Source organism: Mycolicibacter acidiphilus, assembly GCF_018455725.1.
Lineage (GTDB): Bacteria > Actinomycetota > Actinomycetes > Mycobacteriales > Mycobacteriaceae > Mycobacterium > Mycobacterium acidiphilum.
The window spans coordinates 76,040-103,038 of record NZ_JAHCLR010000003.1 but is presented as its reverse complement, the minus strand read 5'-3'; the positions used below and the strand labels follow the sequence as shown (position 1 = coordinate 103,038).

Genomic DNA, 26,999 nt, shown 5'->3' with positions numbered 1-26,999 from the left:
GGCTCAACGATGGCACGCACGGACAAGGACAGCTGGGATCTGGCGACGAGTGTGGGGGCGACCGCCACCATGATCGCCGCGCAGCGGGCACTGGCCGCCGCCGGCCCGGACCCGTTGATTCACGACCCGTATGCCGCGCCACTGGTGCGCGCGGTCGGCATGGACGCCTACACCCGGCTGGCCGAAGGCACGGTCGACGTGCCGGCCGGCTCGGATTTCAACCCGCAGCGGATGGCGCAGGGCATGGCGGTACGGACCCGGTTCTTCGACGCGCACTTCCTCGACGCGACACGCGACGGCGTGGGGCAGGCGGTGATCCTGGCCGCCGGGCTGGATTCGCGCGCCTACCGGCTGCCCTGGCCTGCGGGCACCGTCGTCTATGAGATCGACCTGCCCGACGTCATCGACTTCAAGACCGAGACGCTGCGCGGCCTGGGCGCCGAGCCGACCGCGCAGCGCCGCACGGTGAAGATCGATCTGCGCGATGACTGGCCGGCCGCGCTGCGCGACGCCGGCTTCGACCCGGCCGCGCCGTCGGTGTGGAGCGCCGAGGGACTGGTGGTGTACCTGCCGTCGGAGGCTCAGGACGCACTGCTGGACAACATCACCGCGCTCAGCGCGCCCGGCAGCCGGTTCGCGTGCGAATTCATCCAGGACACAAGCGTTTTCGACACGCCGGCGTGGCGGACCCGCCAGGAGCGGATGGGCCGGCTGGGGTTCACCGTCGACATCGGCGAGCTGGTGTACCACGGTGAGCGCAACGACGTCGTCGACTATCTGACCGCCGCCGGCTGGTCGGTGTCCGAGCGGACGGTCTTGGAGTTGCACGGCGCCAATGGCTTTCCGTACTCCGACGACGAGGTCGCCCAGGCGTTCGCCGGGATGACCTACCTCAGCGCGACGCTGCGGTGATGATTGCGGTGCTGGTGCCCCCACCAGGGCTCGAACCTGGGACCTGCGGATTAAAAGTCCGTAGCTCTACCAACTGAGCTATAGGGGCCGTGCTGGATCAGGATACTGCCCGCCGAATCGGCCGGTGTGGGGGGTTGAACCAGGGCGGTTTGAGGATTTGGCCCGCAGTGCCCTAAGCTATCGAAGCTCCCAACGTGAACACGTCGGCGAGTACCCCGAAGAGATTCGGATCGGCCCCCTTCGTTTAGCGGCCTAGGACGCCGCCCTTTCAAGGCGGTAGCGCGGGTTCGAATCCCGTAGGGGGTACTACGACGCGGCGACGCGGAGTAAGCGGTAAACAGTAGTGAAGCAGTACAGCAAGGCCCTGTGGCGCAGTTGGTTAGCGCGCCGCCCTGTCACGGCGGAGGTCGCGGGTTCAAGTCCCGTCAGGGTCGCTTTATACGGCGAGGCACCTGGTGCCTTCCGGCCAGGTAGCTCAGTTGGTACGAGCGTCCGCCTGAAAAGCGGAAGGTCGCCGGTTCGATCCCGGCCCTGGCCACAGATAAACCCGCTGGTAGCAGCGGGTTTTCTTATTTCTGGACCGCCTCAGTCCGACGACGATGTGTCACGAGATGTCACAAGGGAACCGAGCGTTGCCGCCGCGGCGGCCAGCGCCGAGGGGTCCGAGTGGGCGTAGGTGCGAAGCGTGAAGCTGGCGTCGGTGTGCCCGAGCCAGGCCGCGATCACCGCCAGGGGGACATCCCGCTGGTGCATCAAGGTCGCGCAGGAATGCCGGGCGTCGTGGAGACGGACGTGGGGGAGACGCGCCGCCTTCAACGTCCGCGTCCAGTACTTGTAGAGGGTGTCCGGGTGATACGGGTTGCCGAACTCGTCGGCGACGACGTAGCCCTGGCCGACCCATTTGTTCCCCGCCGCGGCCCGCTCGGTCTCGGATCGTTTCTGGGCCTGCTGCAGCACGGGCTGCAGATCGTCCGGGATCGGCAGCACCCTCTTCCCGGCCTCAGTCTTCGGGCCTGCCTCGTGGGCGCCGCCGGCGACTGCTGTCCGGTTGGCGGCCACGGTCACCGTCGGCAGGTCTGAATCCAGATCTACCCCGTCCCACCGCAGGGCGCCGATCTCCCCGCGGCGCAGCCCGAGCAGCGCCAGGCGGATGAACGGTTCGAGGCGTTGACCGGCGACGTGGGCGAACAGAGCTTCGATCTGCTCAGTGGACAGCGTCGCCATCGGTTTCTTCGTCGTCTTCCTCGCCGGCACCAGCGCCGGGACGTTCCGGGCGACGATCCCCTGTTGCACCAGATCCGCCCAGACCGAGCGCAGCCGGGCGAGCATCGGGTTGATGCTCGTCGCCGCCCAGGGGGCGCGGACCTTCTTCGCGTTCTTGGTCAGCTTGGCGGGCGCGTTCCAGGTGCCCATCCGGCTGGTGCCGGCGGCCAGATCCCGCACGACGGTGTCGATGTCTGCCTTGGTGATCGACTGCACCCGCCGGTCGCCGAGGGCGTCCACCACCGGACGCAGGGCGGTGACGTAGGCGCTTCGGGTCTTCGGTCGAAGTTCCTTGCCGGCAAGCCAGGCATCCACAGCCTGCTGGACGGTCAAGGTCTCCGGGCGGACGTGGACTCCGCGGGCGACGTCGCCTTGGAGGGCGGCCAGATGATCCTTCGCATCCTGGAGCCTCACGAACCGCTTCCGGGTCTGATGGCGTTTCCCGCTGCGGGCGACATCGACCACCACCTCGTACCGGATCGCCCCGGAAGGCAGCTCCTTCCGTTTGATCTGCGGCGGCAGGTTGGAACGGGGTGCCCTGGTCACTCCGGGACCCCCATGCCACCGTCTGGCACCGACTCCACACCATCCGACAGGTCGGCGGCCGGGTCGATCTTCGGGTCGGGAAAGGCCCACCACGGCAAGGATTTTCGCCGAAACTTCTCCACCAGGAAACTCCGCTCGGCGGCATCTCGGGGGGCGAAGTCAATAGGCACCGTCCCCTGCAGCCAGGCAACCGCGCGTACCGCCCACGTTGGCCCGGTGCCGGTCAATGCCACCGGCGCCTTCGCCCGGGCTTCGCGCTCGTCGGGAAGCCCCTCCGGTAGCGGAGGGATGAGCAGCGTTATCGGCGACACCCCTAGTCCGACGGCGATGGCGGTGAGGTCGTCCACGGAGACCGTCCTGGTGCCCCGCTGAATCGCACTCAGCTGGGTGTGGGTCAGGGCCCGGTCCTCGGGCATCCGTTCGGCCAGTTTCCGCAGGCTGAGCTTCTGATCCGCACAGATCGCCCGGAGGTTCCGGGCGACGGCCTGGCTGGTCAATCCGGCTTCGACGGGCTTCGGCGGCATGCACCGGAGTGTAGCGGATATAGAGACACTCCGAGTTCATGTTGACACCGTCGTGGTTCGAGGTTAGATTCATCATTATTGATCCACGACGGAGTCAAGTAAAGGACAGGACGGATGGATATCGAGAAGCTTGCAGTCCGGCTGGCGCTGGTAATCGCCGAAGCGCAGGCGGAAACCCCGGAGCTCGAGAAGCCGAAGGTGCCGGTGCTGTTCACCGTCCCAGAGGCCACCGAGCACCTGCGCTGCGCCGAGTCGACCGTCTGGCAGCTGCTCCGCAACGGCGAGCTCGGCAGCGTCCGCGTCGGACGCCGGCGGCTCATCCCCGCAGACGCGATCACCGATTACCTGGCCGGCCCCGGCGCCGCCTGACCCCACAGACCTGACCCGGCCGACCATGGGCGGGCTGAACACAAGGAGAGACAGAAAATGACCAAGACGATCACCATCACCCCCGTCACCGAGCCGCTGTGGGTGAAGGGCTCTGAGAGCGGCAACCCCGGCTTCGCCTACGCGCAGTGCGACGGCGACACCGTTTTCGCCGCCACGATGGCGAAGGCCAACGAGAGCAGCCGCAGCGTCACCTACGTCGAGATCCCGCCGCTGTTTCCGGCCGATGCGAACCGGCTTCTGGCGGAGCTGGCCCCGATCCTCACGGAAGCCTCCGAGGAGGGCTGGGGTGACCGGCTCGACGACGACAATCTCGACGACCAGGCCGAGAAGATCATCGACCGGTACCGCGGATGCGACCGCGCTGAGTTGATCTCCGCCACCGTCGAGCCAGCGCTGATGAACGCCACCATCACCGCGGAGACCACCGACGCCGAGTTGGACGCAATCATCGAGCGGGTCGCCGCCGACGCCCGGGCTGAGAGCTACGGCTACTACGACCTCGAGGAGGTCGCCTACGCGCAACGCGACCGGCTTCGGGCGGAATCCGCCTGACCCCTACAGATTTCCGCCGGGCCGAAATGGCCCCAGAACAGCGGAAAACCCCGGTGCCAGCCGGGGCATCCAAGAAGAAACGATCTACCCAAGAAAGGTATCACAATGACGATTACAGAGGCACAGGGCGTCGACGGTTTCAACGAGGACGGCTACGACGCCGACGGCTACGACGAGAACGGTTTCGACGAAGACGGCCGCGACCGGGACGGCTACGACGAAGACGGTCTCGACGACGATGGCCTCGACCGCGACGGGGTGCCGGACGGCGATCTGGAGAAGCTCGCCGACCGGGCCATCGATGCGACTGATGGTGCGTGCCACGCCCACGTCGGTGACGACGGGGTGGAGCGCGGGATCGAGGTGCACGTCGTCAACGACACCACCGTGAAGCTGCGGCTGTACGGGCAGTACCCCTGCTGCTCCCGCACGGCCACCTACTGGGGTGGCCAGTGCGGCGGGTGTGGCGCCCAGGCATACACCCCGCAGGTGCGTTGGGATCGGGGCGATGATCCCAGCACCCTGCAGGTGCGTCTCGCGGAGATGCTCGCCCAGTACGGCCTTGGGCCGACGGATGAGATCGACACCGCGTGGGAGCTGGCTGAGGCGCTGACCAACTGCGAGGACCTCACCGACCTGTTCGGGGTGTGCGAATTCGAGACCGTCGCGGATGACTACGGCATGAACGATTACGGCCTGGCGCGCATCGGCGGCGAGCTGCATGAGGTGTGGGTCGACGCCGGTCGCTGGACGGTGACCCCGGTCCGCCCCGCCACCACCGTGGGTGACCTGATCGACCAGTTGGAGCGGATCGGCCGAGTTGACAGCGTCGGGCTGGCCACCTCGGACGAGCTGGTGGAAGAGCTCATGACGATGGCGGCCGACGCGGGCGTGTCGCCGGAGCGCGGCCGGCATACGGGCAGCTGGATGCTCTCGTTCGGCGGCCAGCGGATCACCGTCACTGACACCGCGGAGGGGTGGGTGGCGAAATGAGCTGGAATCCGCGGCGTTTCGCCGACACATTCCGTCCGATGCGTCGCGGAGACGACGATCCCGAGCTGCTGTGGTTGTCCGATTCCGCGATCGACCGGATTCTTTCGGCATTACGGCATCGGGGGCTCGAGCTTACCGCCGAGCCGCTGCCGGCCGATGGATTCATCCTGGGCTTGGGACGTCTCGTCATCGATGAGCGTGGTGAGGTGCTGGAAAAAGGCACCGCGATCCACGCCGCGGTCGTGGAGCCGGTCGCCGACTTGGCGGCCACCGGCGGGATGATCACCCAGCCGGGAGCGGTCGTGCCACACATCCCCGGTTTTCAGGTATGGCTGCTAGACCGTGACGGTGGCAGCCATATCAGTTTCCTGCTCAACCGCGACGGGAATCCCCCGTGCAGCCCCCCGGACGGTGGACGTCCGGCGTCGTCGACGGACGCCGCCGTGTATCCCCTCCTCAACTTTTTCACCGCACTGATCCGCGCAGCCTGGACGCTCTACGCCGAACCCACGGAGCGGGAAGTCACGGCGACGACCGCGGAAGCCGTTGTCGTGGGCGGCAGACAGCGCCGGGACGGTCGCCGACCGCGCAGCCGCCACCGCCCGGTCGAGGTGTCCGTGATTGACATCCGGGCGCCTCGGGCCGCGCACGCGTCCACCGTCGGCGGCGGCCACCACCCGATCACCCACGACCACCGCTGGACGGTTCGCGGGCATTGGCGGCGGCAGCCGTTCGGCCCCGGCCGCACACAGCGGCGGCGCATCTGGATCGATCCGTTCGTCTGCGGCCCGGAAGACAGACCGATAAGGAATCCGGTTCGTGTGCACCGGATTTGACCCCACAGATTTCCGCCGACGGAGCTCACCGGCCCCCAGAAAAGCGGAAACCCCCGTTGCACCGGGGGCATCCAAGAGAAGAAACGGCTCTAGGGAGAGGACTTTAGTAGATGAATTACGGTAACTACCACCTCCGGGGAATCCCTGGCGGCTGGGCGGTGGTCGATGAGGGCACCAAGCAGACGCTGGGGGAGATCACACGCGGCTGGCACAACAGCCGGGCATACAGCAACAGCTGTTTCACCCGCTACCACACGCTGTGGGACGCCCGCCTGCCGGACGGCCGTGTCCAGTACGGGCTCTGGTATCGATCCGACGCTGCTGAGTGGGTGATAAAGCACGCCGCAACCCCCCGCAGCGAGGATCCCACCGCGACCTACGGGGCCGGCCTGCCGTACCTGGGCGGCCGTCCCGCCGCCTGGCGGTCTCTCCGGGCGGCGTTAGACGCAGGCGGGATGTGGGCGCCTCACCTCGATGCTCCGGCCTACGCCCGGATAGCGGACTTGCGCCGCGTGGGGCGACGCCGGGTACGGCAGCTCGCCTTGAGCACCGAAACCGCTGACGCCCGACCGCACCTGGTAGGTGCCGTCCCCACCGCCCCCGGGTCTCGATGCGTGATCGGAGGGGAGCAGGTCGCACAGGTGATCCACCGACCGGTTCCCACCCCCGGGCAGCTGCAGCGCATAACGAAGACCGCGCACGCAGTGCCGCTGGATCGACCTTGGACGGTCGAGGTCATGTGCAAAGCGGATGCGCTGCCGATCCCGCAGTTTGAGGACCGAGTGGCTCTCCGCGATGCCCTGGCCGCGTTGCCCGTCCGTGCCACATCTGCCGATGCGTCCGCGGTACTGGCCGCCTTCGCACCTGCGACGAGTGCGGCTGCCTGATCCGCGGGGGAGAAGCCCCCCACCCCACCGGAATCCGTCAACGACCAAGCCGCGGGTTCCGGTGGGGGACGGGGTTTCCCACCATCACCTTCCCCTTCACGAAAGGTCTTCTCATGGTATCCATCGACCACGGACTCCCCGAGGTCATCGTCCTCACCAAACCTCACTGCCAGCCCTGCCGGGCGACGACCCGGGCGCTGGCCCAGGCCGGCATCCCGTTCGATGTCATCGACCTCACCGCCGATGACGACGGCCGGCAGATGGTGCTCGACCTGGGCTACAGCTCCGCACCTGTCGTCGTGGCCGGCGAGGAGCACTGGTCGGGGCATCGGCCGGATCGGATCAGTGAGTTGGCGCGGGGGCGTAGGGGCGCGGCGTGAACCCGCTCGTCGAGGTGAGCATCGCCGGAGTCGTCGGCTTCGGTATGGCCCTCGTTGCGTTCGGGATCATCTGGGGCGTCGTCGCCGTGACGGTGCCTCGGGTGCGACGGGCGTACGACCGCTGGGTGGAACGGAAGTCGGTGTGAGCAGCGCGGGAACTGCCCGCCGTGCCAGGCTGTCCCTGATCGTCCTGTACGTGGCGGATCTGGAAGCATCCCGGCGGTTCTACGAGGACACCGTCGGTCTGACCTTCGCCCGGGAGAAACACGGCAACGGCCCGATCCATTACGCCGCCACCATCGCCGGCGGCTGCGTCCTGGAGCTCTATCCCGCCGGGCCCTCCCGCCCGCCAACCCGAACCCGGCTCGGGTTCATGGTTCCAGGAGCGGCCGGCGGGGCCTGGCGGGATCCGGACGGGAATGTGGTGGTGGTCAATGCCGGCGGATAATGCAGGTGTGGACGAGGATTCAGCGGTGAAGGCGGCCTTGTCCGCGGCGGCCGACGGGATCCAAGCTGTCGGTGTAGATCCCCGGGAGCTGTTGGCACAGTGGGGAGGTCGGGTCGAGTGTCGGCAGGGTTGGTACCCACTGGTCGCGGCGACGGGTGCTGCCATCGCCGCGGTTGATCCGGACTACCGGATCGATGAGATCCGGGAAAAGTACGGAGAACTCCGCTTCTTCGCCACCCCTTCCGCCGGAACCACCGCCGCCGCCCGGCGTCGGATGGAGGCGATCACCGACGCTGCCGAAGAGATTTCCCGAACCGTCTGCGAAACCTGCGGCGCCCCCGGTTCCCTCCACCAAACCCCCCGTCGCTGGCTCGCCACCCTCTGCCCGGCGTGCGCCGCGGCGTCCGGGCGGGGATACCGGCCGGCGGTGACCGTCGACACCTAAAACCCCAGGTAAACAGCACAATCCGTCGGTAGAATAGCGACCATGAGTACCACACTTCCGCCGCTGGAAGCGCCCTTCGATGGCGGGTGGATGCCGATTTATCACCGCCTCGCCGAACGGCTGGCAGCGATCGACCCCGGCTTGGTGATCACCGAGGCGAAGGACAAGATCGGTCGCCTCAAGGTCCGCGTCACGATCGCGGACAAGGCCGTGCGGGAACAGGTTCGGGAGCTGATCGCCGAAGCCGCCGAGGAATCCGCGCACACCTGTGTTCGCTGTGGAGCCCCCGGGGAACCGACCCGAATCCATGTATGGATTTTCACTGTCTGCCCGGCCTGCGCCGAATTTACCGAGACCACCCATGGTCGCCGCAGTTACGCTATCCGGGATGTTCGCCACCGGTTGGCTGGAATCGCTGATGGGGCACCGGTTTTGATGGAAACCGGTGACGGGGAGCTGGTCGAGGTCGCTGCGGATCCCGGTGTCGAGCGTGTCCGGGCGGTGACGGTGGATGGCGGGCTCCGGTGGATCCGGGCGGATGCCGAGAGTCCAGGTGAGCCGCTTGGTGGGGTCGTGGATGCGGTGGTGCTGAAGGTCTACCAGGACCCTGGGGAGCCTGACGAGGCTGCCGGCGACCGCGAACCCGCGCGGCGGTCTGGCCACACCGTCGAGTGGATCATCGAACATCAGGAAGAGATAGCAGCGCGGTTCGAAAACTGGGAACCGAGCGCTGACGACGAGCGTGCCCCACAGTGACGCACCCATCGGGCCTGGTGGAGTTGCCTGATGCTCGTTGAGCACGAACTCGTCGTCCTCGGCCGGGTGCTGAAGGGGGGCGGTGGGGCACTCGACGTTGTAGCTGACAGACGCCTGGTCGGCATCGACCGGGCACGTGTAGTCGCCTCTAGACGCACCGACCGCACCGCTCTGCAGCAATCCGCTGTTCGCGGTGGCCTAGCATTGCAGCATGGGAGACATGGCAGCTGTTGGAGCACTCCCATCGTTCGAAAAGCCACCGGTGGTAGAAGTCGCGGTAGGTGTCCATTTTTTACAGCTCCCGGGTCTGGACACTGTGGCGCTGGTGAGGCTGGTCGATAAGTGGCGTGAACGCTTCCCTAAGGTTCGGCAGCAGGCGGCTCTACCACCCCCGGGACCGCAGGCGGCTTTCACATTCCAGGTCGGGAATGCCGCTCCTCTAGCGCGGCTGTGGGCACTGACCGAAGACGAGTCGCTACTGATCCAGGTGCAGCACGACCGGGTTCTGGTCAACTGGCGCAAGCAGTCAGGTGACGCACCGTACCCCCGCTACGACGTGCTGCGTGGTGAACTATCGAGCATCTGGGGTGACTTTGAACGCTACGTCGAAAGTGCACAGTTCGGCGTACTCAGGCCGACGGCCGCAGAAGTAGCGTTCTTCAATCGGATACCAGTCGGTAGCGCCGCTGATATTTCGCGGGTCATCGACGCACTCTCACCCAATTTCGTAATCGACGGGCTTGCCGCGACGAGACTCCAGATGGAACGTCAACTGAGCCGTGCGGACGGACAGCGGCACGGCAGTCAGACGATCTCCCTGAGCTACCCCGCTGACGAAAACAACCTGCAGCTTGAGATCGCATCTATGGTGGCAGTAGATGCTGAACTCTCTTCGTCGGACGTTCTAGGTGCGCTCGACACGGCCCACGCCGAGGGCGTACGGACGTTCGAACGCTTCACGACGGAGAGCGCGCACGTCGAATGGGAGAAAAGCTGATGCTGGTCATTGAACGGTCGCCAATCACGATGGCTGCCAGAGCCGTGCCGGTGTTTACCCAGGATGAGCTGGTTCGCCGGTGGGTGAGTGGAGGTGAACCGCACCCTCCGTTCCCGACACGTGCAGAGATCATTGTCTATGCACAACGTCAGGTCGTTGAACTCACACGGATACCTTACGGCTGGGATGGTGGCACCGGACGACCAGTGGACACCACGATCGCCAATCTTGCAGTCTCCCTGATCGGGGCCGTCACCCGTTCGGACGGTCTCGCAACCCCGCAGTTTTCGCCGCTTCCCGACGGGGGGGTGAGCATAACCTGGCTGGTCAACGGCGACCGGCTCACGATCGAATTCGAAGATGGCGAGCTGATGTTCCGTGCCTGCTGGGGCGACGGGAAAGATGCCTTCGACTACGACTTCGCGCCAGGCGATACCACCCTTTCGGGGCGGCTCGAGGCTGCCCTTGACGACTCGCGTACCTTTCTCGAAAAGATCAGTGCGGGGATCCAGCACCAACTGATCTCACGGTGAGTCCAGACGACCCGACTATCGGCTGCGAAGAGACCCTGCACCGGTATTCACCCAGCATTCCTCACGCCCAGTGGACTGTCACCGACCAGGGGACGCAGGAAGTGATGATCGCTGTGGCTGCGGTCCGTTTCGATGCTGACGGGATCTCCTGCTACCGCAACCGGATCCTGCTTGAACACGGCCTCAGCTGGTTGGATGTGAAGCGCGAACCGCGGAACGGCATCTTCTCAATCCTGGTCGGGGATGTCCGCGACGTGGGCCTTGGGGTTGCTTTCGATCCGTATCCAGAAACCGAGCAACCCCACCCCCGCGACGTGGCGCACTCACTGATCGTCGATAACGGTTTGCCGAAGAAGGAGGGGCGGGTAGCGCGGGAGACCCTCGCCAAGCGAGCGAAGATCATCCATACAGGAACTACGGCATGACCGTAATGACGAACTGATCCATGGGAGCTGCCCCAGTTCTGGTCACCGTCCCACAACCCTTCGGTTTCGGCACACACTTCGCCGGCGAGATATTCCCTGGTCACGCTGTCCCGAAACCCTGTTCCGAAATCCAACCGTGGTACGTAGTTCTCGATTTTCTGTCGGCGGGGTTTGCGAGAATCGTGGTATGAAAACGATCGGATACGCCCGGGTGTCCACCGACGACCAGAACACGGCGTTGCAGCTCGACGCTCTGCGGGCCGCCGGGGTGGATGCGGTCTACACCGACCACGGCATCAGCGGCGGAACTGCCAGCCGTCCCGAACTCGATGCAGCGCTGGCGGTCCTGGAGCCGGGCGACACCCTCGTCGTGTGGCGTCTCGACCGTCTCGGACGCTCCTTGGCCCACCTCGTGAGCGTCGTCGAGGATCTCGGCCAGCGGGAGATCGGGTTCCGCTCGCTGACCGAGAACATCGAAACCGCCTCTGCCAGCGGCAGACTCATCTTCCATGTCTTCGCGTCCATGGCCCAGTTCGAACGCGAACTCATCCGTGAGCGCACCACGGCCGGACTCGCGGCGGCGAGAGCTCGCGGAGTGAAGGTCGGCCGGCGCGCGGTGCTGACCGCTGATCAGGTCAACCACGCGGCCGTGCTGGTCAATTCGGGGGTGCCGGTCGGGAAGGTGGCCGAGAGCTTGGGTGTCGGCCGGTCGACGTTGTATCGGGCGCTCAGCCAGATCGACGCCGCGTAATGACCTTGATTCACCAGGCCATCGAGACGCTGCGGAAGGCCCCGTCGAACTCCGAGCGTGGTACCTAGTTTGAGACGCCGTCCTGTAGAACAGCTTCGGAGCAACCAGATCACGGGGAAGCAGGCGCAGCGGTGACGCGGATCTTCGACAACATCAAGCTGGACTTGGGTTCGCACCTGGAGAAGACGCTTCAGGTGTCGGACACCATGGACGTCGCCGTCGGCTACTTCAACTTGCGCGGCTGGGCGGTGTTCGACCCGCTGGTCACGGACAAGGCTGAGAGCTGGAGCGAAGGTGATCCGCCGATTGTCCGGATCCTCATCGGCATGGTGACTGCCGGCGTGCAGCAGGAGACGCTCGACGCCCTACAGGCCGGGCTGGAGGGTGCACCGGAGCCCGATGCCGACGCCAACGCCGCGCGTGACCGCAAGGCCGTTCTGATCGAACAGCTCCGGATGCAGTTAATGCGTGGCCTGCCGACGGCTGCGGACCGCGCCGCCTTGCAGTCGCTGCGGGATCTGCTCGCCACCGGCGCGGTGCAGATCAAGGTCTTCACCCGCCGACCACTCCACGGCAAGACCTACATCTGCTATCGCGAGGACCTCAACAACCCAATCACCGGATTCGTCGGATCCTCGAACCTCACCAGGCCCGGCCTCACCGTCAACTACGAGCTCAATGTCGACGTTCTCGACACGACAGCGGCCAAGGACCTCGCTCAGTGGTTCACGGATCGCTGGGACGACAAATTCAGTCGGCCGATCACGGCGGAGATCCTCGACCTCCTCGACGAATCGTGGGCACGCCGCGAACCCCGCCGCCCCTACGAGGTCTTCTTGAAGGTCTGCTACGACCTCTCCCGCGACGTCCGCGAGGGGCTAGCCGAGTACTCCGTGCCCAGCGCAATCCGCGAGCAGCTACTCGAGTACCAGGCGACCGCGGTGCAGACCCTAGCGCGCCGCATCACAACCCGGCGCGGCACGATGCTCGGTGACGTCGTCGGCCTCGGCAAGACCCTCACGGCGATCGCGGTCGCGCTGATGCTGCGTGACGAGCACGGGTACATGCCGCTGGTGGTGTGCCCGAAGAACCTAGTCAAGATGTGGAAAGAACACTTCGACGCCTACGACCTACACGGCAGCGTCGTCTCGTACTCGATGGCCCACGCGATCCTGCCCACGTTACGCCGCTACCAACTGGTCATCGTCGACGAATCCCACACGCTGCGAAACGACACCCGGCGGGACTACAAGGCGATCCAGGACTACATCCACAACAACGACAGCAAGGCCCTACTGCTTACAGCCACCCCGTACAATATCCGCTTCCAAGACGTAGCAAACCAGCTGGGTCTGTACATCGACGATGATGACGACCTGGGAATCGCACCGGTCAACGCGATTGCGGCCGACCCGAGACTCGTCGACAAGGTCGACGGCAAGACCACGACGATGGCCGCATTCCGACGCTCCGAAGATCCGGACGATTGGAAGCGGCTGATGAGCGAGCACCTGGTACGGCGCACCAGAACGTTCATCAAGAACAACTACGCAAAAACCGACAGCGACGGGCAGTACCTGGAGTTCTCTGACGGCACCCGGTTCCGATTCCCGCAGCGCATACCGAAACCAGTCGACCACTCCTTCGGCGCGGACGACCCCGCAGCGGTGATGGCTGGGGACACGACCCTTGACACCATCACGGCGCTGCGGTTGCCTCGATACGAGCTCGGCAACTACCTTTCGCCCACCGCCGCACCGACAGAAGCGGAGCAGGAGTTCATCGACAACCTGGCACGTGGCCGCGGGCATGTTGCCGGGTTTGTCCGCACCACCTTCTACAAGCGGCTGTCGTCCTGTGGACATTCGTTCACGCTCTCGCTAAAGCGGCACATCACCCGCAACGAGCTGTTCTTGTACGCCATCAATCACGGACTACTCATCCCCGTTGGGACCATCACCGAGAACATATTTGGTGAGGATGATGACGACCCGAACGGCGACGGCAACGGGGGCGAGGAAACAGCGACCCCGGAGAGTCGCTACGCGACATTGCAGGCAGCAAAGCCTGCCGGCCTGACCTGGATCAGGCCCGAGCTGTTCACGACTGCCGTGCGGCAGGCCCTGATCGACGACACCACTGCGCTCAAGGCGTTACTCGCGTTGTACGGCGATTGGAAACCGGAGACCGACTCGAAGCTCCAAGCGCTCATCCACCTTCTGCAGGTCGATCACCCGAACGAGAAGGTGTTGATCTTCACCGAGTACAAAGACACCGCGGAGTACATCGGCGCCGCGCTACAGGTAGCGGGCATCGACGACGTCGGTGTCGCGACGGGTGACAGCGAAAACCCAACCCGACTCGCACAGCGATTCTCGCCGGTCTCTAACACACTGCCGGGGCACGAACCGGACGTCGCCCCCCAGGATGAGCTGCGGGTTCTCATCGCCACCGATGTCCTCAGCGAGGGCCAAAACCTGCAGGACGCCCATATCGTCGTCAACTATGACCTGCCGTGGGCGATCATCCGCCTCATCCAGCGCGCCGGTCGTGTCGACCGCGTCGGACAGAAGGCCGACATCGTCCTGCTGTATTCGTTCTTCCACGAATCGGTGGACAACGTGATTGACCTGCGTCGTCGCATCAGCGAGCGCTTGCACGCCAACGCTGAGGCATTCGGGTCCGACGAACAGTTCTTCGGCTCAGACGGAGAGATCAAGGTTATTGCAGACCTCTACAAAGGCACCCTCGATGACACCGACACTGCCGATGATGTGGACGCATCCAGCTTGGCGTACCAACACTGGACCAACGCTGTAGAGGCCGACGCGGCACTCGCGGCGAAAGTGGCGAGCCTGCCGGACATGATTTCTGCTACTCGTCGTAAGCGTCTCACCGACAGTGACACGGGGGTGGTGTGTTACGTGCGGACCGACTCCGGTGTTGACGGCTTCGGTCGCGCAACCGCTGACGGCAACACTGCACTGCTGACCGGGCACGAAGTTCTCAAGACCTTTGAGGCCAGCCCCGACGAACCTGGCTTCGCGCCCTCGGAGGACCACGACGGCCTCATTGAGACGCTGGTCCGTGGCCCCTTGGCTACCCCAACTCTTGCAGCCGGGCGCCTGCGCGGCGTCCGCCGTACGCTGTGGCGTCGCCTGGGCGCGACCTTGCTCCACGACAATGCGGACACCGCATTGGCACTCGATGACCTCTACCAGCACCCGCTGACCAAAGACGCGGAGAATCGACTCCGCAGAGCCGTCCGCAACGGCGCAAGCGACGACGAACTTGCCACGCTGCTCACAGCCCTGCACCGTGATGGTGACCTCACCGTCGCCACCCGGACCGGCGAAGACCCGATCCGCATCGTCTCCAGCATGGGAATCCGCGAATGACCGATAACCGCCTGCTTGACCTCGTTGATGCGCAGGATTTCCGCACTCTGTTCATCGACGAACTCGGCTGGGACAACCCTGACCGTTCGCCTCTGACGTTCGATGTTGACGACACCAACTACACCCTCACCCAGGTCGCCGGGTACAAGGGCCTCCGTATCTGGCACTGCCCCATGCTGCCGTCGCGCCCCGTTCAGCGTCGGATCGACGTTCTCGTTGGTCAGGACAACCTTGAACGACTCGTCATCTTCACCGACAACCACCGGCAGGAATGGCGATGGCCACGGCGTGCGCAACTCGGCTCTGCCAATACGAAACTCACTGTCCACCAGCACCATATCGGGGACCGCACCAGCCACCTCGCCGAACGGCTACGTGCAGTGGAACTGGATTTCGACGAAGATCTACCACTCGTCTCCCTGTTGGAGAGGATGCGCGACGCATTCGACCGCGAGGCCGAGACGGCTTCCGTCGCGGCTGCGCGGCTGATGGGCACCCTCTACACCCATCTCGAAACCGCAGGTGTCGGTGAACATGACGCGACCCTGCTGCTCGCGCGCCTGCTGTTCCTGCTTTTCGGTGACGACGCGGACATGTGGAAGCCTCCGGCTCTGTTCGAAAACCACCTGCGCAACCAGACCACTGCGGAAAATCTTCACGACGACCTGATCAGACTCTTCGACGTACTTGACACACCCGAAGGTCAACGGGCTATCGATTCAGATGATCCGATCTCGTTCTTCCGCTACATCAACGGTGGGTTGTTCCACGGACCGCTCCGCCTACCGCAGTTGCCAGCGGAATTCCGCGGTGCCCTACTTGAAGCCTGCGCCTTCAACTGGTCGGTAATCTCGCCGGCGGTTTTCGGATCCATGTTCCAGACCGTGAAGAGCAAGGAAGCACGACGGCACGGCGGCGAGCATTACACCACCGAGGAGAACATCCTCAAGACGATCCGACCGTTGTTCCTTGACGAGTTCCGCGACCGCCTCGAACGGGCCTGGGACGACAAGGGCCAGCTCACCAAGTTGCACAACGAACTGGCCAAACTCCGATTCCTCGACCCAGCATGTGGGTGCGGCAACTTCCTCATCGTTGCCTACCGCGAACTCCGAGCGCTCGAACTTGAACTCCTCAAGCGTCGCCGCGACCTTGACATGCTCGACGGCATTGCTTCCGGTCGTGATCGAGCCCAGTTCTCGTTCGATGTGAGCCTTGACACCAAGGTCCGCCTCGATCATTTTTTTGGTATCGAGATCGAGGAGTGGCCAGCCCGGATCGCAGAGACAGCCATGCTGCTCGTCGACCATCTGGCAAACCAGATGATGGCCGAGGAGTTCGGCGAAGCTCCTGATCGCCTACCGATCACCATCGCTCCCACCATTATTCACGCCAATGCCCTGCACACGGACTGGGCGACGGTAATTACCCCGTCAGATCACGTCGTGATCCTCGGCAACCCACCGTTTATCGGGCAGTACACCAAGACTGCGAAGCAGACCGCGGACGCCAAAGCCATCTGGGGCTCCCGCTACAACGGCTACCTCGACTACGTCACCTGCTGGTACGCCAAGGCTATCGACTACTACGGTTCCTGTGCCGGACGCTGGGCCTACGTCTCCACGAACTCGATCTGCCAGGGAGAGCCCGTCGAGTTCCTGTGGCGCCCTATCCTCGATGCCGGATGGCGGTGTCGGTTCGCGCACCGCTCGTTCCAGTGGGTGACAGAGGCCCCTGGCGGGGCGGCTGTGCACGTCTCCATAGTCGGTTTCGACAAACTCACCGCCCCATCACCGGTCCTGTGGACGTACCCCGAGGGGGGCAAGGGTGCAGCGACTCGTCACGATGTACCCAACATCAATCCTTACCTCTGTGACGCGCGCAATGTCCTCGTTAGTAATCGAACTAAGCCGTTGTGCCCAGCACTGCCCTCCGTTGAATACGGAAACAAGCCGACAGATGGCAAGAACTTGCTGGTTTCAGCCGATCAATACGAACTTGTCACCGCCGATCCCATTGCGGAAAAATACGTTCGGAGGTTCGTCGGCGCGCGGGAGCTCATCCATGATCTGCCGCGGTGGTGCCTGTGGCTCGAAGGGGCTCCGGCGTCGGAGATTAAGACCAGCCCAGTGCTTCGCGAGCGTGTTGCCGCAGTGAGGAAGATGCGTCAAGAGAGCTCGAAGGCAGCAACGGTGAAGAAGGCTGCGACTCCACATCTATTCGACGAACGGCGCCAACCCGACGTCGACTACCTGGCCATTCCCGCTCACGTCGGCGAGCAACGACAGTACTTCACCGCCCGTCGATACACTCCAGACGTCATCTGTGGGAACGCGAACTTCCTCGCCTCAGATGCGGACGGATTCATCCTCGGCGTGCTCTCCTCGTCGATGTTCATCGCCTGGATGCGGGCCATCGGCGGTCGGATCAAGTCTGACCTCCGCTTCTCGAACACGTTCGTGTACAACACATTCCCGTTCCCGTCGATCACCGTGGAGCAGCGTCAGACGGTTACGACGGCGGCTGCACAGATAATCGCCAGTCGCGAGAGCCACCCTGAAATGTCCCTCGCGGACATCTACGACCCCGATCGGACACCTGCCGATGTCATCGCCGCGCATGAGGCCATCGACAAGGCGATCGACGCGATCTTCGGCGTCGATGAAACGTTGGACGAAGTCGCCCGCCAGCAACTGTTGTTCGAGCGGTACGCCGTGGTGATTGCTAATCCAGCAAAGCGGTGACCACCATCCTGGAGAAGTGCGGTGCGCCTGCTGCGGTTCAGGCGGACACATGGGGTGGAGTGCCGGCGACGTTTCCGTCGGCCCCCCGTGACACGATGCGTCCATGACGACCGTCAAGGTCCAGGCTGGCCAGTCCATCCTGGAGGGCTACGTCAAGAATCCCGCCACGGGTCTAACCGAGCTCATCTGGAACGCGTTCGACGAGGATGCCCACCTCGTGACAGTGACCTGCGAATATAACGACCTCCACGGGATCGAGGAGATCGCCGTAACCGACGACGGCAACGGCATGAACCGTGAGCGTGCGGAACTGGCGTTCTCCCGTGTAGGCGACAGTTGGAAGCTGATGCCAGGCACTCGAAGCGACAGTGGCGAACGGGTCGTGCACGGCCGCCACGGTCGGGGTCGCTACACGGCGTTCGCGCTGGGCAACCTGGTGCGCTGGGTTTCGACAGCGGAGCGGGTCGAGGGCGGTCTCGGAGTTGTCCAGGTGACCGGCAACCGATCGTCCCTCGACACTTTCGACATCATGGCGTCCGACGCGGACTCCGAGGTAACCGACACGGGCACCGTGGTCACGATCTACCAGTTGACACCTGGGGCGGTGTCCAGTTTCGACACTGCCGACGAACTGCGGCACGCCATCCTCACGGAGTTCGCGCTCCACCTCGAGCGGTTCAAGAACTTCCACATCCGCTTCCTCGGCGAGGACATCGACGCGGCGTCGGTCGAGGAGCACCGCGAGGTCATCACGCTGACCGATCCCGAAGGATGGGAAGGCGACGCCACCCTCACGGTAATCGAGTGGAAGCTGCAAAACGTCCGGCGGTGCATCTTCCTCTGCGACGCCGATGGCCGGATCCTCGATGAGGTGGAGGCCCGGATTCAGGCCCCGGGCTCCGAATTCACCGCTTACCTGACGTGGGACGGCTTCGTAAGCAGCGACCCGGTCGGGCTGGAGGACGACACCGACACACCACGCGGGCGCCTGATCGCAGCTGCTCGGGAAGCGTTGCGCGATCACCTGTCGGAGCGGCAACGGCTTCGCGAGGCCGCCGCGATCCAGCGATGGCGCGATGAGGGCGTCTGGCCGTACAAGACGGAGCCCAAATCGCCTATCGAGGTGGCCACCAGGGACACCTTCAACGTCGTGGCGCTGGCGGCGTCGAGGACCCTCGACGAGAGCAAGAGCGGACAGTCGAAGGCATTGGCGTTACGGCTGCTCAAGGAGACGTTCGAGACCGACCCCGAGGCTCTGCTGCCGATCCTGTCCGACTTGGCCCGCCTGCCGAAGGCGCGTATCGACGAACTCTCGCAGCTTTTGGAGCGTACCTCGCTCACGCAGCTGATCCAGACCGGTCGCGCGATCGGTTCCCGTATGGACTTCCTGAGTGGGCTGAACACGATCTTATTCGACCGGCAGATCAAGCGGCGTCTGCTGGAGCGGCGGCAGCTCCACCGGATCCTGGCGCACGAGACCTGGATCTTCGGCGAGGAGTGGAGCCTCACCGGGGACGACGAACGCCTCACCAAGGTGCTGACGAAGTTCCTGTCCAAGCTGGGAACCGACGTCGAGTTGGCCGGCCACAAGGAGGTACGTCTGGAGGACGGCTCCGACGCGATACCGGACTTGGTACTCGGACGTCGACTCCAGACTAACGCTGACTCGTTCGAGCAGCTGGTAGTTGAGCTGAAGCGCCCCAAGCACAAGCTTGATGACGGTGACGTCAGCCAGCTCCGCGCCTACGCCAGCGCCATCGTGAACGACGAGGCGTTCGCGCAGCCGAATGTGAAGTGGGACTTCTGGCTGGTCGGCAACGAGACGACGCGCACCGTCGACGAGCAACGCCAGCAGCCGCACCTGCCGTTCGGCGTCGTCACGGATACCGGCACGTACCGGATCGTCGTCAAGAAGTGGAGTGAGCTGATCTCAGCCGCTGAGCACCGCCTCAAGTTCGTGCAGAATTCGCTTGAGTACGAGACGTCCCACGACGCTGGCCTCGCCTACCTTCGAGAGAAATACTCGCAGTTCTTGCCGGTGGAGGCCACCGAGCACGGCGGGGAAGAAGTCCAGTCGGCGTAAGGCACCTGTTTCAGCCCCCGTCGAGCGGTCGCACGTCCCGGGTTCCTGTCGGCCCGCGACGATAGCCTGCTCCGATGGCAAGTGCGAGTGCTCCGCCCTTCACGCCGGGCACGGCGGAGGCCCCGGCGCACGCGATCGACGAGGCGTGACATGGCTTCCCCGCTGGCCGCCGGCTTGGCCGAGTTGCACGTCAACTACGAGTCGGTGGAGCCGTATCCGTTGGAGGTGCAGCTCAAGGCCGGCTCGCGGGCCGACGACCGGGAGACCTGGCGCGTTGTGAAGATGAAGTGGGCCAAGCGGAAAGACCCGAACCTCGGGAAGAACGTGGACGACCGCACGACCCTCATCTACAACGGCCGCATCACCATCACCGGAATCCCCGAGGAGGCCGAGCGGTACATGCTCGGGTCACGGTCGGCGCTGGCCTGGCTCATCGACCGGTACCAGGTGAAGACCGACAAGGCATCCGGAATCGTCAACGATCCCAACGACTGGTGCGATGAACACGACGACTCGACCTACATCGTGGATCTGATCAAGAGGATCACAACCGTCGCCGTGGAGACGATGAAGATCGTCGACGGACTGGGCGATTGACGAACGCCGCATACGTCCCTCCACGCCGAGCGGCAGCTACGGGCTGGTTGTTTCTCCACAGCGTTGTCCACAACTTGCTCCACAGCTTGCGAGATGCCAGACTGGAGTAGGAGTCAGCGATAAGTCCGCCAAGGGTGGACTTCCGGAAACGGATAGCTGACTCTGACTAATTTCGTGGGCCACCCCACGGCTTGAACACCGAGTGCAACGTCGGTTGGACGCAGCTCTGGTACCACTGGCAAGGCTTCCCTTCGAGGATGCGCTGGGTCGCCCAGAGTCCGTAGTCGGCAGCCTGAATACCCCAAGCCGAGGCTGCTGTCCAGATGCACAGGATGATCTGGCGATCCATCTGGCTGCATACATCCTTCAGTGCTTCTTTGGCCTGTATCCGCCGCTTGGCGGTACCGAACTCGCCGACAATGACAAACAGCCGGTCGTTCGGGCCACAGACTTGAGTCGCAATCTCCTTGAAGTGTAGGAACCAGGCCATCTTGTACAAGCGCATCTCCCCGGCCTGCTTAACGTAGGGGTAAGCGTTGGCCTTGTAGAGGAACGTTGCGTCGAACCGAGGAGCCTGCTGGCGGATCAGCTCGAATACTAGGCTCCGTGTGCGCTTGCTGTCGTCGTAGGCGTGAAACCCCTTGGACAGATTTGCCCCCTGGGCTTCGCACTCTGCACGCAGATGCAGCGCGTCCAGCAGATGCTCCCCGTGGCCTTGGCTGAACACTGCTGTGCCGAAGCCGAAATAGGCAGATGCGCCACCACCTTTCGAGGAAGGGACACCCTCGTAGTCCAGGTTTCCCGTTTCGTCGGCGTACATGTACACATCGGCCATGAGGTAAGACCTTAAGGTGGACCGGAGCTCATTTGGCAGACCTAAGGCGTCGCGTTCGGACCTGGACGGTCGCAAGCGACGGTAGTGCCAGTGCCCCGGGTACGCATCACCTGCCGGCGGTCACCAGACGACGACAAGGCGTCTGAAATCCGGGGTAGCGGTGACCTCACGGCGGTCGCACGCTCCCCGCATACGGGGATGAACCTGAACCATCATCGGCGCCGCCAGTGAAGAAAAGCCCGGAGGCACACCACCTCCGGGTTTCTTCGTCTGCGGCCCCTTTCGGGGACATGAAAACACCAGGTCAGACACCCGGAGGATCACTCCTCCGGAGTGTTACCCGTCTTCTGGACCGGCGGCATCGCCGTCGGCATGGCGACGATCGGATGATCGCCGACGATGTGGTGCTCCTTCACCAACATCCCGTGGGCGTTCACCGGCGCGTACTTCCCGTCGGGCTGAGGGACGCGGAAGACGGCGACCCCGGACATCTGCGGCTCGGTGCCCTCGATAGGGGTGCTCAGCAGCTTCCCGATCTTGACGAGCTTGGCCTCCAATTCCGTTGCCTGGGCTGCGATGTCGGCACGACGCTTCGAGATGGCCGCCTCCCGCTGGGGGCCGGCGGGAAGGGCGTCGGCCTCCGCGGTCCCCGCCTCGGCCAGCCCGGCCATCTCGAGCTTCGCCCCGGCGATGTCGTGGGCTTCCAGTTCCAGCAGATAGGAGACGGCGTTCGCGTCGATTCCGGTGTGCAGGATCGCATTCGGGTCGACGCGGAGCTGCCGGAGCATCGTAGGTCCGGCGATCTGCACGAAGTCCGCGGCGACCCGGCCGGCGGTCGGGACGACGACCGGGTCTGCGTAGGAGGGCTGATCCGGCAGGATCACCGTCCATCCGCGGGCGGTGTTGGACACCACCGTCACCGCGCCCTCCGAGATCTTCGGCCAATGGTTACCGATGAGGTTGTACGGGTCGGGCCCCGGCGGGGTGACATCCCGCAGGCCGACGGTCGGCCAGTTCCCCGTCACCGCTGCCTGGGACGTCGGCTGCCGGTGATGGTCGATGACGTGCTCGACGCCGGCCGACACCCCGACGGCGGTCAGCACCCCGGCGAGGGCGGCGGCGGTGCCGCTGAGCACTCGGCTCATCGCTATCTTCTTCATCTTCATCCTCCAATCGGATTGGTCGGCGGCGACGGTCGCCGCTCGGGGGGCTACGCGATCAGCCCGCGGATCGGCGGACGAGGCCACAGAACGCTCGTAGAGGCGTTCTGCCATGCCGATGAGGTGAAGACCGCAGGGAGGGGCTGTTCGGGCGCCAGCGTCTCGATGAGCAGGGAAGCCGTGCCGTGTGCGCCGAAGTTCGCGGCCCGGCCGAGGAGAACCTGATGCGGCCCGGCCGCGTTGAGGGACTCGGCCTTCCAGAGGCGGCGGTTGGCCGGACCCTTGACCTCGAGCCAGCAGCCGACAGTGAGCAACCAGAAGTCCGGCCAGTAGACGTGCTGCACGCCATCCCGGGCGACCACGGTCTGCGGCCCGGGCTCGTACGACCACAGCAGCCCGGCGCGGTCGAGCGCCTCGGCGAACGTGCGCTCGCTGGTCGATCTGAACTCCACCCCGGCGTAGGTCGCCTCGACGGTCTCGGGTGTCTCGCTCATCGCTCTCTCCTCTCGATCACTCCCCGACGGACGCCAGGGGAGTTGGTTTTCATCTCGCAGCGCCGGCCAATCACGCGAACCCCTGCCCCTAAAGGGGCAGTGGGTTTCGTGATTGATGCGCGGGGGGCTTCAATCACGCGGGTGCGTGATTGTCTGACCTGCGGTTTTGCGGAAAACGTGATTGAGCGTGATTGAAACGTGATTGCATTTCCACGAAAAATCGCCGTGATTGCCTGACCTGCGGTTTTGCAGAAACCGTGATTGAAGCGTGATTGAAAAACCGCCCGACCGTCGACGCTTGGGTGGTCGGTCGAAGACACCCAAGCGTGACTGGGATCACACCCAAGCGTCGCCTCCGGGACGTCGACGCTTGGGTGTTCTGGGGCGGCGCGTAGGTCAGCCATATGGGTTCTCCCACGGGTCGGAATCCGCCCCGGCGAACGACCCCCCGCCGGGGATGTCGGACACCTCCCGGACGCGGCCGGTGGCCCGGTACCGCGTCGGGGTACGGCTCCCCCCGCTCCCGCCGCGGGTGCCATCGATCCGGGTCATGAGACCGTCGTCGGCGAGCTTCTCGAGCTTCCGCCGAGCCTTCTCGATCTGCCCACGGGAGACCGTGTCGATGCCAAAGAGCTCCACGGCGTAGTCGGCCGCCGTCACCCCGTCGGGGTCGTAGAGAGCCAACTCAACCGGATCCACGCCCTCGACGCGCCGAATCGAACCGGCCGTGTGGTCGACTTCCAAGCGCCACGGCCCGACGTCGCCTTCAGCCTGCTTGAGCAGCGAGAAATCGATGAGGGGGTCACCGGCCTTGCCTGACAGCACGATCACCGTCCCGGCGCCGGCGGTCAGCCAGTTGCTGCCATATACGTCTGCGAGCTCCTTTGGCGCCCCGCCGTTGGCGTTCCTCTTCACGGTGTGGTGCAGCTCGAGGATGTCCACGCCATGGGCGAGGGCATGCTGTCTGGCCCTGTTGTATGCCGCCCCAACGGCGTCCTCGGACAGCCCGATGGCGATATCCTTCAAGCTGTCCACGTAAATCGTCGCAGCTCCCACGGATTCCGCCATCTCGGTCAAAAGTGATGGGCGGGTGAGGATGTCGGCAAGCGGCGGCCCGGTGCGGACGACGAGCTTCGCTGCGACCACAGCGCGGTCGGCGATGCTCAGTTGGCGCAGAAGGGATTTCCTGATCTGGCGTGGCCTGTCCATCGCGAGGTACAGGATTTTGCCGTCGGTGGTCGGGACTGGAAGTCCCAGAACCTCGTCCGCGAGGCCGAGCTGCGCTCGCAGCACCATGCCGGCCAGGGTGGTCTTGCCGAGCCCCGACGGGCCGACGATCATCAACGCTTCCCCGCCGGACCAGCAGATCTCATCGCCACGGCCCCAGAGAATCGGGCTGTCGGTTGCGTCATCGAAAAGGAAGGTGTCGCCGGCCGCGGGAGGCAGGTCGCCCCACAGGTCGGCGTCGGTCATCTCCGTCTCGGCGACGAGGTCGGCGTAGCGTTTCTTCGCCTCCGCCGCGACGTGGAGCCTCATCATCGCGTCGAGAATCTGGTGCTCAGTCCGATCATCGCCGCTGGTAGACGACTCAGCGGACCCCTCACCCGGGTCGAACTCATCGATCGGTGGGAGGCCGCCGGTGGTGAACTCCGTGACTACAGGTTCAGCGTCCACGCCGCCGTCATCGACGGTGACCGCCGCGTCGCGGTGACCGCGGATGATCTCGGCGACCTCATCCGCAGTCATCTCCCGCACGCCGGTCCAGCCGCCGGCGATCTCCAACAGGCCAGCCTCATCGGCACCGCGGAAACCGTTGCTGATCGTGCGCTCACAGTCCTGGATCCCGTACGTGGCTACCAGGCCGTTCACGTGGCACGCCTGGAGCAGCGCATCGCGGATCACCTCGCGATCGACCGGGAAGCGGCCGAGATACCAAGAGGCCCGGTTGAGGGCCGGATTGCGTCCCTGACCCGGGGTCATGGCTGCCAGGTCTTCGCACACTCGCTCGAGCGCTGAGACGAAGAACGGGTGCTCCTCGGCACCCTCGATGACCGTGATCGGGATGCCGGTATGGGCGCTCTGGGGGTGCGCTTTCGCCCCGATCAGCCACTCGGATACCCCGCCGCCAGCCGCCTTCGCGGCACCGTTCTTCGGCTTCGCCGTCCTCTTCTTCCCGTCCGACAACCACGCCTCGAACGCGCCGGCCTCGCCGTTGATCACAGTCATGGTCGGCCACCTTTGATCTCGTCAGACGGCGGGGCGATCCATCGCCAGCGCTGACTCGGATGCCTGAAATACGTTGGGGCACCGACGACATAGCCGCCGGTTCCCCTGTAATCGATTCCCTGACGGAGACCCGCCTTGCTGGCCATCCCGGTCGGTTTGATGTACAGGTGGCTGCCGCCGCGGGCGGTGAGAACCTCGCCGTAGATCTCAACGGGCATACTCGGCTCGAGCTCGTTCCAGCTCTCCCGGCCGCCGTGAACGTCGTCGATGTCGATCACGTCGAAGAACTCGCCGGTGGCGATCCCGATGCCGCAGTCTGGGTTCCGCGTCCACCACCGGCGGATCTGGTCGACGTTGGTGGTGGCGTCCTTGAATCCATGTGCCGTCGCGGGCCGCTTCACCGCGGCGTAGGGTTCAGGCATAGCCAGCGCCTTCGACTGCGACATCAACGGGAAGACCGGCCATCCGATCGCGGCGTACCGCACCGCGGCGTCCAGGGCGGGGATCGTCACCGCGCGCTCGGGATGGTTCAGGCGAAGATCCAGCTCGTCGAACAGCTTGCGGTCGCGGTCGGTGAGTGCGCGGCCCGAAGTTTCTGCTACCAACGCCTTATACCGGACCTGTAGAATGTCTCTCACGCGGCTCACGGTGTGCTCCTTGGGTGCGTGTCGAAATGGTTGGTGATGGCGGGGCCGAAGGGGGCTGCATCCCCTCTCCGGCCCCGCCATTCATCTCCTGGTGAAAACTTCGATCAGAAATCGAAGTTGTCGTCGTCCGCGGCCGGTGCGTCGTAGACGTTCGGGTTCGCGGGTGCCGGCGCAGCCGGAGCAGCCGGAGTCGGTGCCGGTGCTGCTGGAGCAGCAGGTGCCGGAGTCGGCGACACCGGTGCCGCCTGAACAGCGGCCACACCGTTCATACCCTGACCACGGGCGACGTCGATCTCGAAGATCTTCATCGTCTTCCCGTTGCGCTCGATGACGTCGACCAGTCGGATCCGGAGCAGGTCGCCCGGGGTCGGATTCGTCTGTCGCATCACGTTTTTAAGGCTGACCTGGCTGCATGTCACAGTGACGGTCTCGCCCGCCGGGAAGATGGTGTGTGATCCATTCTTCGCGAAGCTGTACGCCTTGTCCGTCAGCGCAACCACGATCTGCGGCACGACAGCGTCGTTGTAGTCCGTGCCGCCGTGCTGGTCGTAGTCCACGACACAGCCGGTGACGTGCTGGCCGGGCTTGGTGCCCCAGCCGACGTGCGATCCGGTCGACGCGAAGGTCTCCCAGCTGATGTTGTCTGCCATGATTCATGCTCCTTACGCATGTCGAAAATGGTTGGTGTACAGGGACTGTCGTGCTCAACGCCGGCTGCACCCCCGGCGAAGCTTGTGGTTACGCGTCGAGTCCGAAGCTCAACCGGGCCGCCGCGTCGAGCTGATCGGCGAGCACCGCGGCGGCGGCGACGGTCAGCTCGATCTGCCCGGCGCGCAGCGGGCCGGCGTCGTAGGTGTCGAGTGCGATGACGACGCTGTCCCCGGGGCCGTACGGGTTCATCCAGAGCGTCGCGGCGTCGCTGGCAACCGCGTACGCGCCGAACGGCCGGTTGCGCAGCTCATCGCCGAGCTCAACTGCCTGGCCGCAGGCGATGACGATCTTGGACTTCCCGACGGTGATCATCACCCCAGGGATGCCCTCCAGGCTGCCGCCGGTGAAGACCGCGAGATCGGCACCGCCGTCACCGACGGTGTACGTCGGCGCACCATCGGGGGCGAAAAGATCGTGGGCTGGCCGTGCTTCCCGCATCATGTCGGCGTAGGTGGCTGTGGTCATC

27 protein-coding genes, 4 tRNA genes and 1 pseudogene are annotated in these 26,999 nt (G+C 64.8%); 22 read left to right on the top strand and 10 right to left on the bottom strand.

Annotation, left to right across the window (positions count from 1 at the left end; all coding sequences use genetic code 11):
- The first annotated feature begins 9 nt into the window (after window positions 1–9).
- Window positions 10–912, top strand: a complete 903-nt coding sequence (locus KIH27_RS02275) for an SAM-dependent methyltransferase (protein WP_214091293.1) — start codon at window positions 10–12, stop codon at window positions 910–912.
- Window positions 913–924: 12 nt separating this feature from the next.
- On the opposite strand, the gene KIH27_RS02270 is transcribed toward KIH27_RS02275, so the two are convergent.
- Window positions 925–1,000, bottom strand: a tRNA-Lys gene (locus KIH27_RS02270).
- A gap of 145 nt (window positions 1,001–1,145) precedes the next feature.
- Here KIH27_RS02270 and KIH27_RS02265 point away from each other — a divergent pair.
- From KIH27_RS02265 to KIH27_RS02255, 3 genes are all read left to right on the top strand, one after another.
- A tRNA-Glu gene (locus tag KIH27_RS02265) sits at window positions 1,146–1,218 on the top strand.
- A gap of 54 nt (window positions 1,219–1,272) precedes the next feature.
- A tRNA-Asp gene (locus KIH27_RS02260) sits at window positions 1,273–1,346 on the top strand.
- Between the two features lie 30 nt (window positions 1,347–1,376).
- Window positions 1,377–1,450: transfer RNA gene (locus KIH27_RS02255), tRNA-Phe, on the top strand.
- 47 nt (window positions 1,451–1,497) lie between these two features.
- Here the strand turns inward: KIH27_RS02255 and KIH27_RS02250 are convergent.
- Entirely contained in the window at window positions 1,498–2,721 is a 1,224-nt protein-coding gene (locus tag KIH27_RS02250) for a tyrosine-type recombinase/integrase (protein WP_307856762.1), read from the bottom strand.
- Window positions 2,718–3,245 (bottom strand): helix-turn-helix domain-containing protein, encoded by a 528-nt coding sequence (locus tag KIH27_RS02245; protein WP_214091292.1) that lies wholly within the window; start codon window positions 3,243–3,245, stop codon window positions 2,718–2,720. The genes KIH27_RS02250 and KIH27_RS02245 overlap by 4 nt, the downstream gene beginning before the upstream one ends.
- Window positions 3,246–3,359: 114 nt before the next feature.
- Between KIH27_RS02245 and KIH27_RS02240 the strand changes: the two genes are divergently transcribed.
- The 18 genes and pseudogenes from KIH27_RS02240 to KIH27_RS02155 form a co-directional block, all read left to right on the top strand.
- The gene (locus KIH27_RS02240; RefSeq protein WP_214091291.1) at window positions 3,360–3,614 is read left to right on the top strand and encodes a helix-turn-helix domain-containing protein; all 255 of its coding nucleotides are present in this window, start codon (window positions 3,360–3,362) and stop codon (window positions 3,612–3,614) included.
- Between the two features lie 57 nt (window positions 3,615–3,671).
- Window positions 3,672–4,187: a hypothetical protein gene (locus KIH27_RS02235; RefSeq protein ID WP_214091290.1), complete on the top strand. Its 516-nt coding sequence runs from the start codon at window positions 3,672–3,674 to the stop codon at window positions 4,185–4,187.
- A 105-nt stretch (window positions 4,188–4,292) separates the two neighbouring features.
- Entirely contained in the window at window positions 4,293–5,180 is an 888-nt protein-coding gene (locus KIH27_RS02230; RefSeq protein ID WP_214091289.1) for a hypothetical protein, read from the top strand.
- Window positions 5,177–6,016, top strand: a complete 840-nt coding sequence (locus KIH27_RS02225) for an AcrVA2 family anti-CRISPR protein (RefSeq protein ID WP_214091288.1) — start codon at window positions 5,177–5,179, stop codon at window positions 6,014–6,016. Before KIH27_RS02230 ends, KIH27_RS02225 begins: the two co-directional genes overlap by 4 nt.
- Window positions 6,017–6,126: 110 nt before the next feature.
- Window positions 6,127–6,903 (top strand): hypothetical protein, encoded by a 777-nt coding sequence (locus tag KIH27_RS02220; protein WP_214091287.1) that lies wholly within the window; start codon window positions 6,127–6,129, stop codon window positions 6,901–6,903.
- 113 nt (window positions 6,904–7,016) lie between these two features.
- Entirely contained in the window at window positions 7,017–7,283 is a 267-nt protein-coding gene (locus KIH27_RS02215) for a glutaredoxin family protein (RefSeq protein ID WP_214091286.1), read from the top strand.
- Window positions 7,280–7,429 carry a hypothetical protein gene (locus tag KIH27_RS02210; RefSeq protein ID WP_214091285.1) on the top strand — a complete coding sequence of 50 codons (150 nt, stop codon included), beginning with the start codon at window positions 7,280–7,282 and terminating at the stop codon, window positions 7,427–7,429. Before KIH27_RS02215 ends, KIH27_RS02210 begins: the two co-directional genes overlap by 4 nt.
- Window positions 7,426–7,731 carry a VOC family protein gene (locus KIH27_RS02205; protein ID WP_214091284.1) on the top strand — a complete coding sequence of 102 codons (306 nt, stop codon included), beginning with the start codon at window positions 7,426–7,428 and terminating at the stop codon, window positions 7,729–7,731. Before KIH27_RS02210 ends, KIH27_RS02205 begins: the two co-directional genes overlap by 4 nt.
- A 7-nt stretch (window positions 7,732–7,738) precedes the next feature.
- Window positions 7,739–8,176: a hypothetical protein gene (locus KIH27_RS02200; RefSeq protein WP_214091283.1), complete on the top strand. Its 438-nt coding sequence runs from the start codon at window positions 7,739–7,741 to the stop codon at window positions 8,174–8,176.
- 42 nt (window positions 8,177–8,218) lie between these two features.
- The gene (locus KIH27_RS02195; RefSeq protein WP_214091282.1) at window positions 8,219–8,932 is read left to right on the top strand and encodes a hypothetical protein; all 714 of its coding nucleotides are present in this window, start codon (window positions 8,219–8,221) and stop codon (window positions 8,930–8,932) included.
- Between the two features lie 211 nt (window positions 8,933–9,143).
- Window positions 9,144–9,929, top strand: a complete 786-nt coding sequence (locus KIH27_RS02190) for a TIGR04255 family protein (protein ID WP_214091281.1) — start codon at window positions 9,144–9,146, stop codon at window positions 9,927–9,929.
- A complete protein-coding gene (locus tag KIH27_RS02185) occupies window positions 9,914–10,462 on the top strand; it encodes a hypothetical protein (protein ID WP_214091280.1) in 549 nt (182 codons plus the stop codon). Before KIH27_RS02190 ends, KIH27_RS02185 begins: the two co-directional genes overlap by 16 nt.
- Window positions 10,459–10,887, top strand: a complete 429-nt coding sequence (locus tag KIH27_RS02180) for a hypothetical protein (RefSeq protein WP_214091279.1) — start codon at window positions 10,459–10,461, stop codon at window positions 10,885–10,887. Before KIH27_RS02185 ends, KIH27_RS02180 begins: the two co-directional genes overlap by 4 nt.
- Before the next feature lie 187 nt (window positions 10,888–11,074).
- The gene (locus tag KIH27_RS02175; RefSeq protein ID WP_214091278.1) at window positions 11,075–11,638 is read left to right on the top strand and encodes a recombinase family protein; all 564 of its coding nucleotides are present in this window, start codon (window positions 11,075–11,077) and stop codon (window positions 11,636–11,638) included.
- A gap of 131 nt (window positions 11,639–11,769) precedes the next feature.
- Entirely contained in the window at window positions 11,770–15,036 is a 3,267-nt protein-coding gene (locus KIH27_RS02170) for a helicase-related protein (protein ID WP_214091277.1), read from the top strand.
- The gene (locus KIH27_RS02165) at window positions 15,033–17,780 is read left to right on the top strand and encodes a class I SAM-dependent DNA methyltransferase (protein WP_214091276.1); all 2,748 of its coding nucleotides are present in this window, start codon (window positions 15,033–15,035) and stop codon (window positions 17,778–17,780) included. Before KIH27_RS02170 ends, KIH27_RS02165 begins: the two co-directional genes overlap by 4 nt.
- 103 nt (window positions 17,781–17,883) lie before the next feature.
- Window positions 17,884–19,863, top strand: coding sequence for an ATP-binding protein (locus tag KIH27_RS02160; RefSeq protein ID WP_214091275.1), 1,980 nt, complete (start codon window positions 17,884–17,886; stop codon window positions 19,861–19,863).
- A gap of 141 nt (window positions 19,864–20,004) precedes the next feature.
- Window positions 20,005–20,460, top strand: a pseudogene (locus KIH27_RS02155) (type ISP restriction/modification enzyme); the annotation flags it as partial.
- Between the two features lie 166 nt (window positions 20,461–20,626).
- On the opposite strand, the gene KIH27_RS02150 reads toward KIH27_RS02155, so the two are convergent.
- From KIH27_RS02150 to KIH27_RS02120, 7 genes are all read right to left on the bottom strand, one after another.
- Complete coding sequence (locus KIH27_RS02150; RefSeq protein ID WP_214091273.1) at window positions 20,627–21,295, bottom strand: hypothetical protein; 669 nt, start codon at window positions 21,293–21,295, stop codon at window positions 20,627–20,629.
- Window positions 21,296–21,615: 320 nt separating this feature from the next.
- The gene (locus KIH27_RS02145; protein ID WP_214091272.1) at window positions 21,616–22,440 is read right to left on the bottom strand and encodes a hypothetical protein; all 825 of its coding nucleotides are present in this window, start codon (window positions 22,438–22,440) and stop codon (window positions 21,616–21,618) included.
- Window positions 22,441–22,505: 65 nt separating this feature from the next.
- Complete coding sequence (locus KIH27_RS02140) at window positions 22,506–22,949, bottom strand: PDDEXK family nuclease (RefSeq protein ID WP_214091271.1); 444 nt, start codon at window positions 22,947–22,949, stop codon at window positions 22,506–22,508.
- Window positions 22,950–23,345: 396 nt separating this feature from the next.
- On the bottom strand, window positions 23,346–25,175 hold the full coding sequence (locus KIH27_RS02135; protein WP_214091270.1) for an AAA family ATPase: 1,830 nt from the start codon (window positions 25,173–25,175) through the stop codon (window positions 23,346–23,348).
- Window positions 25,172–25,780, bottom strand: coding sequence for a bifunctional DNA primase/polymerase (locus KIH27_RS02130; protein ID WP_214091269.1), 609 nt, complete (start codon window positions 25,778–25,780; stop codon window positions 25,172–25,174). The genes KIH27_RS02135 and KIH27_RS02130 overlap by 4 nt, the downstream gene beginning before the upstream one ends.
- A 146-nt stretch (window positions 25,781–25,926) precedes the next feature.
- Complete coding sequence (locus KIH27_RS02125) at window positions 25,927–26,472, bottom strand: hypothetical protein (RefSeq protein ID WP_214091268.1); 546 nt, start codon at window positions 26,470–26,472, stop codon at window positions 25,927–25,929.
- An 88-nt stretch (window positions 26,473–26,560) separates the two neighbouring features.
- Window positions 26,561–26,998, bottom strand: a complete 438-nt coding sequence (locus KIH27_RS02120) for a hypothetical protein (RefSeq protein WP_214091267.1) — start codon at window positions 26,996–26,998, stop codon at window positions 26,561–26,563.
- Between the last annotated feature and the right edge of the window lies 1 nt (window position 26,999).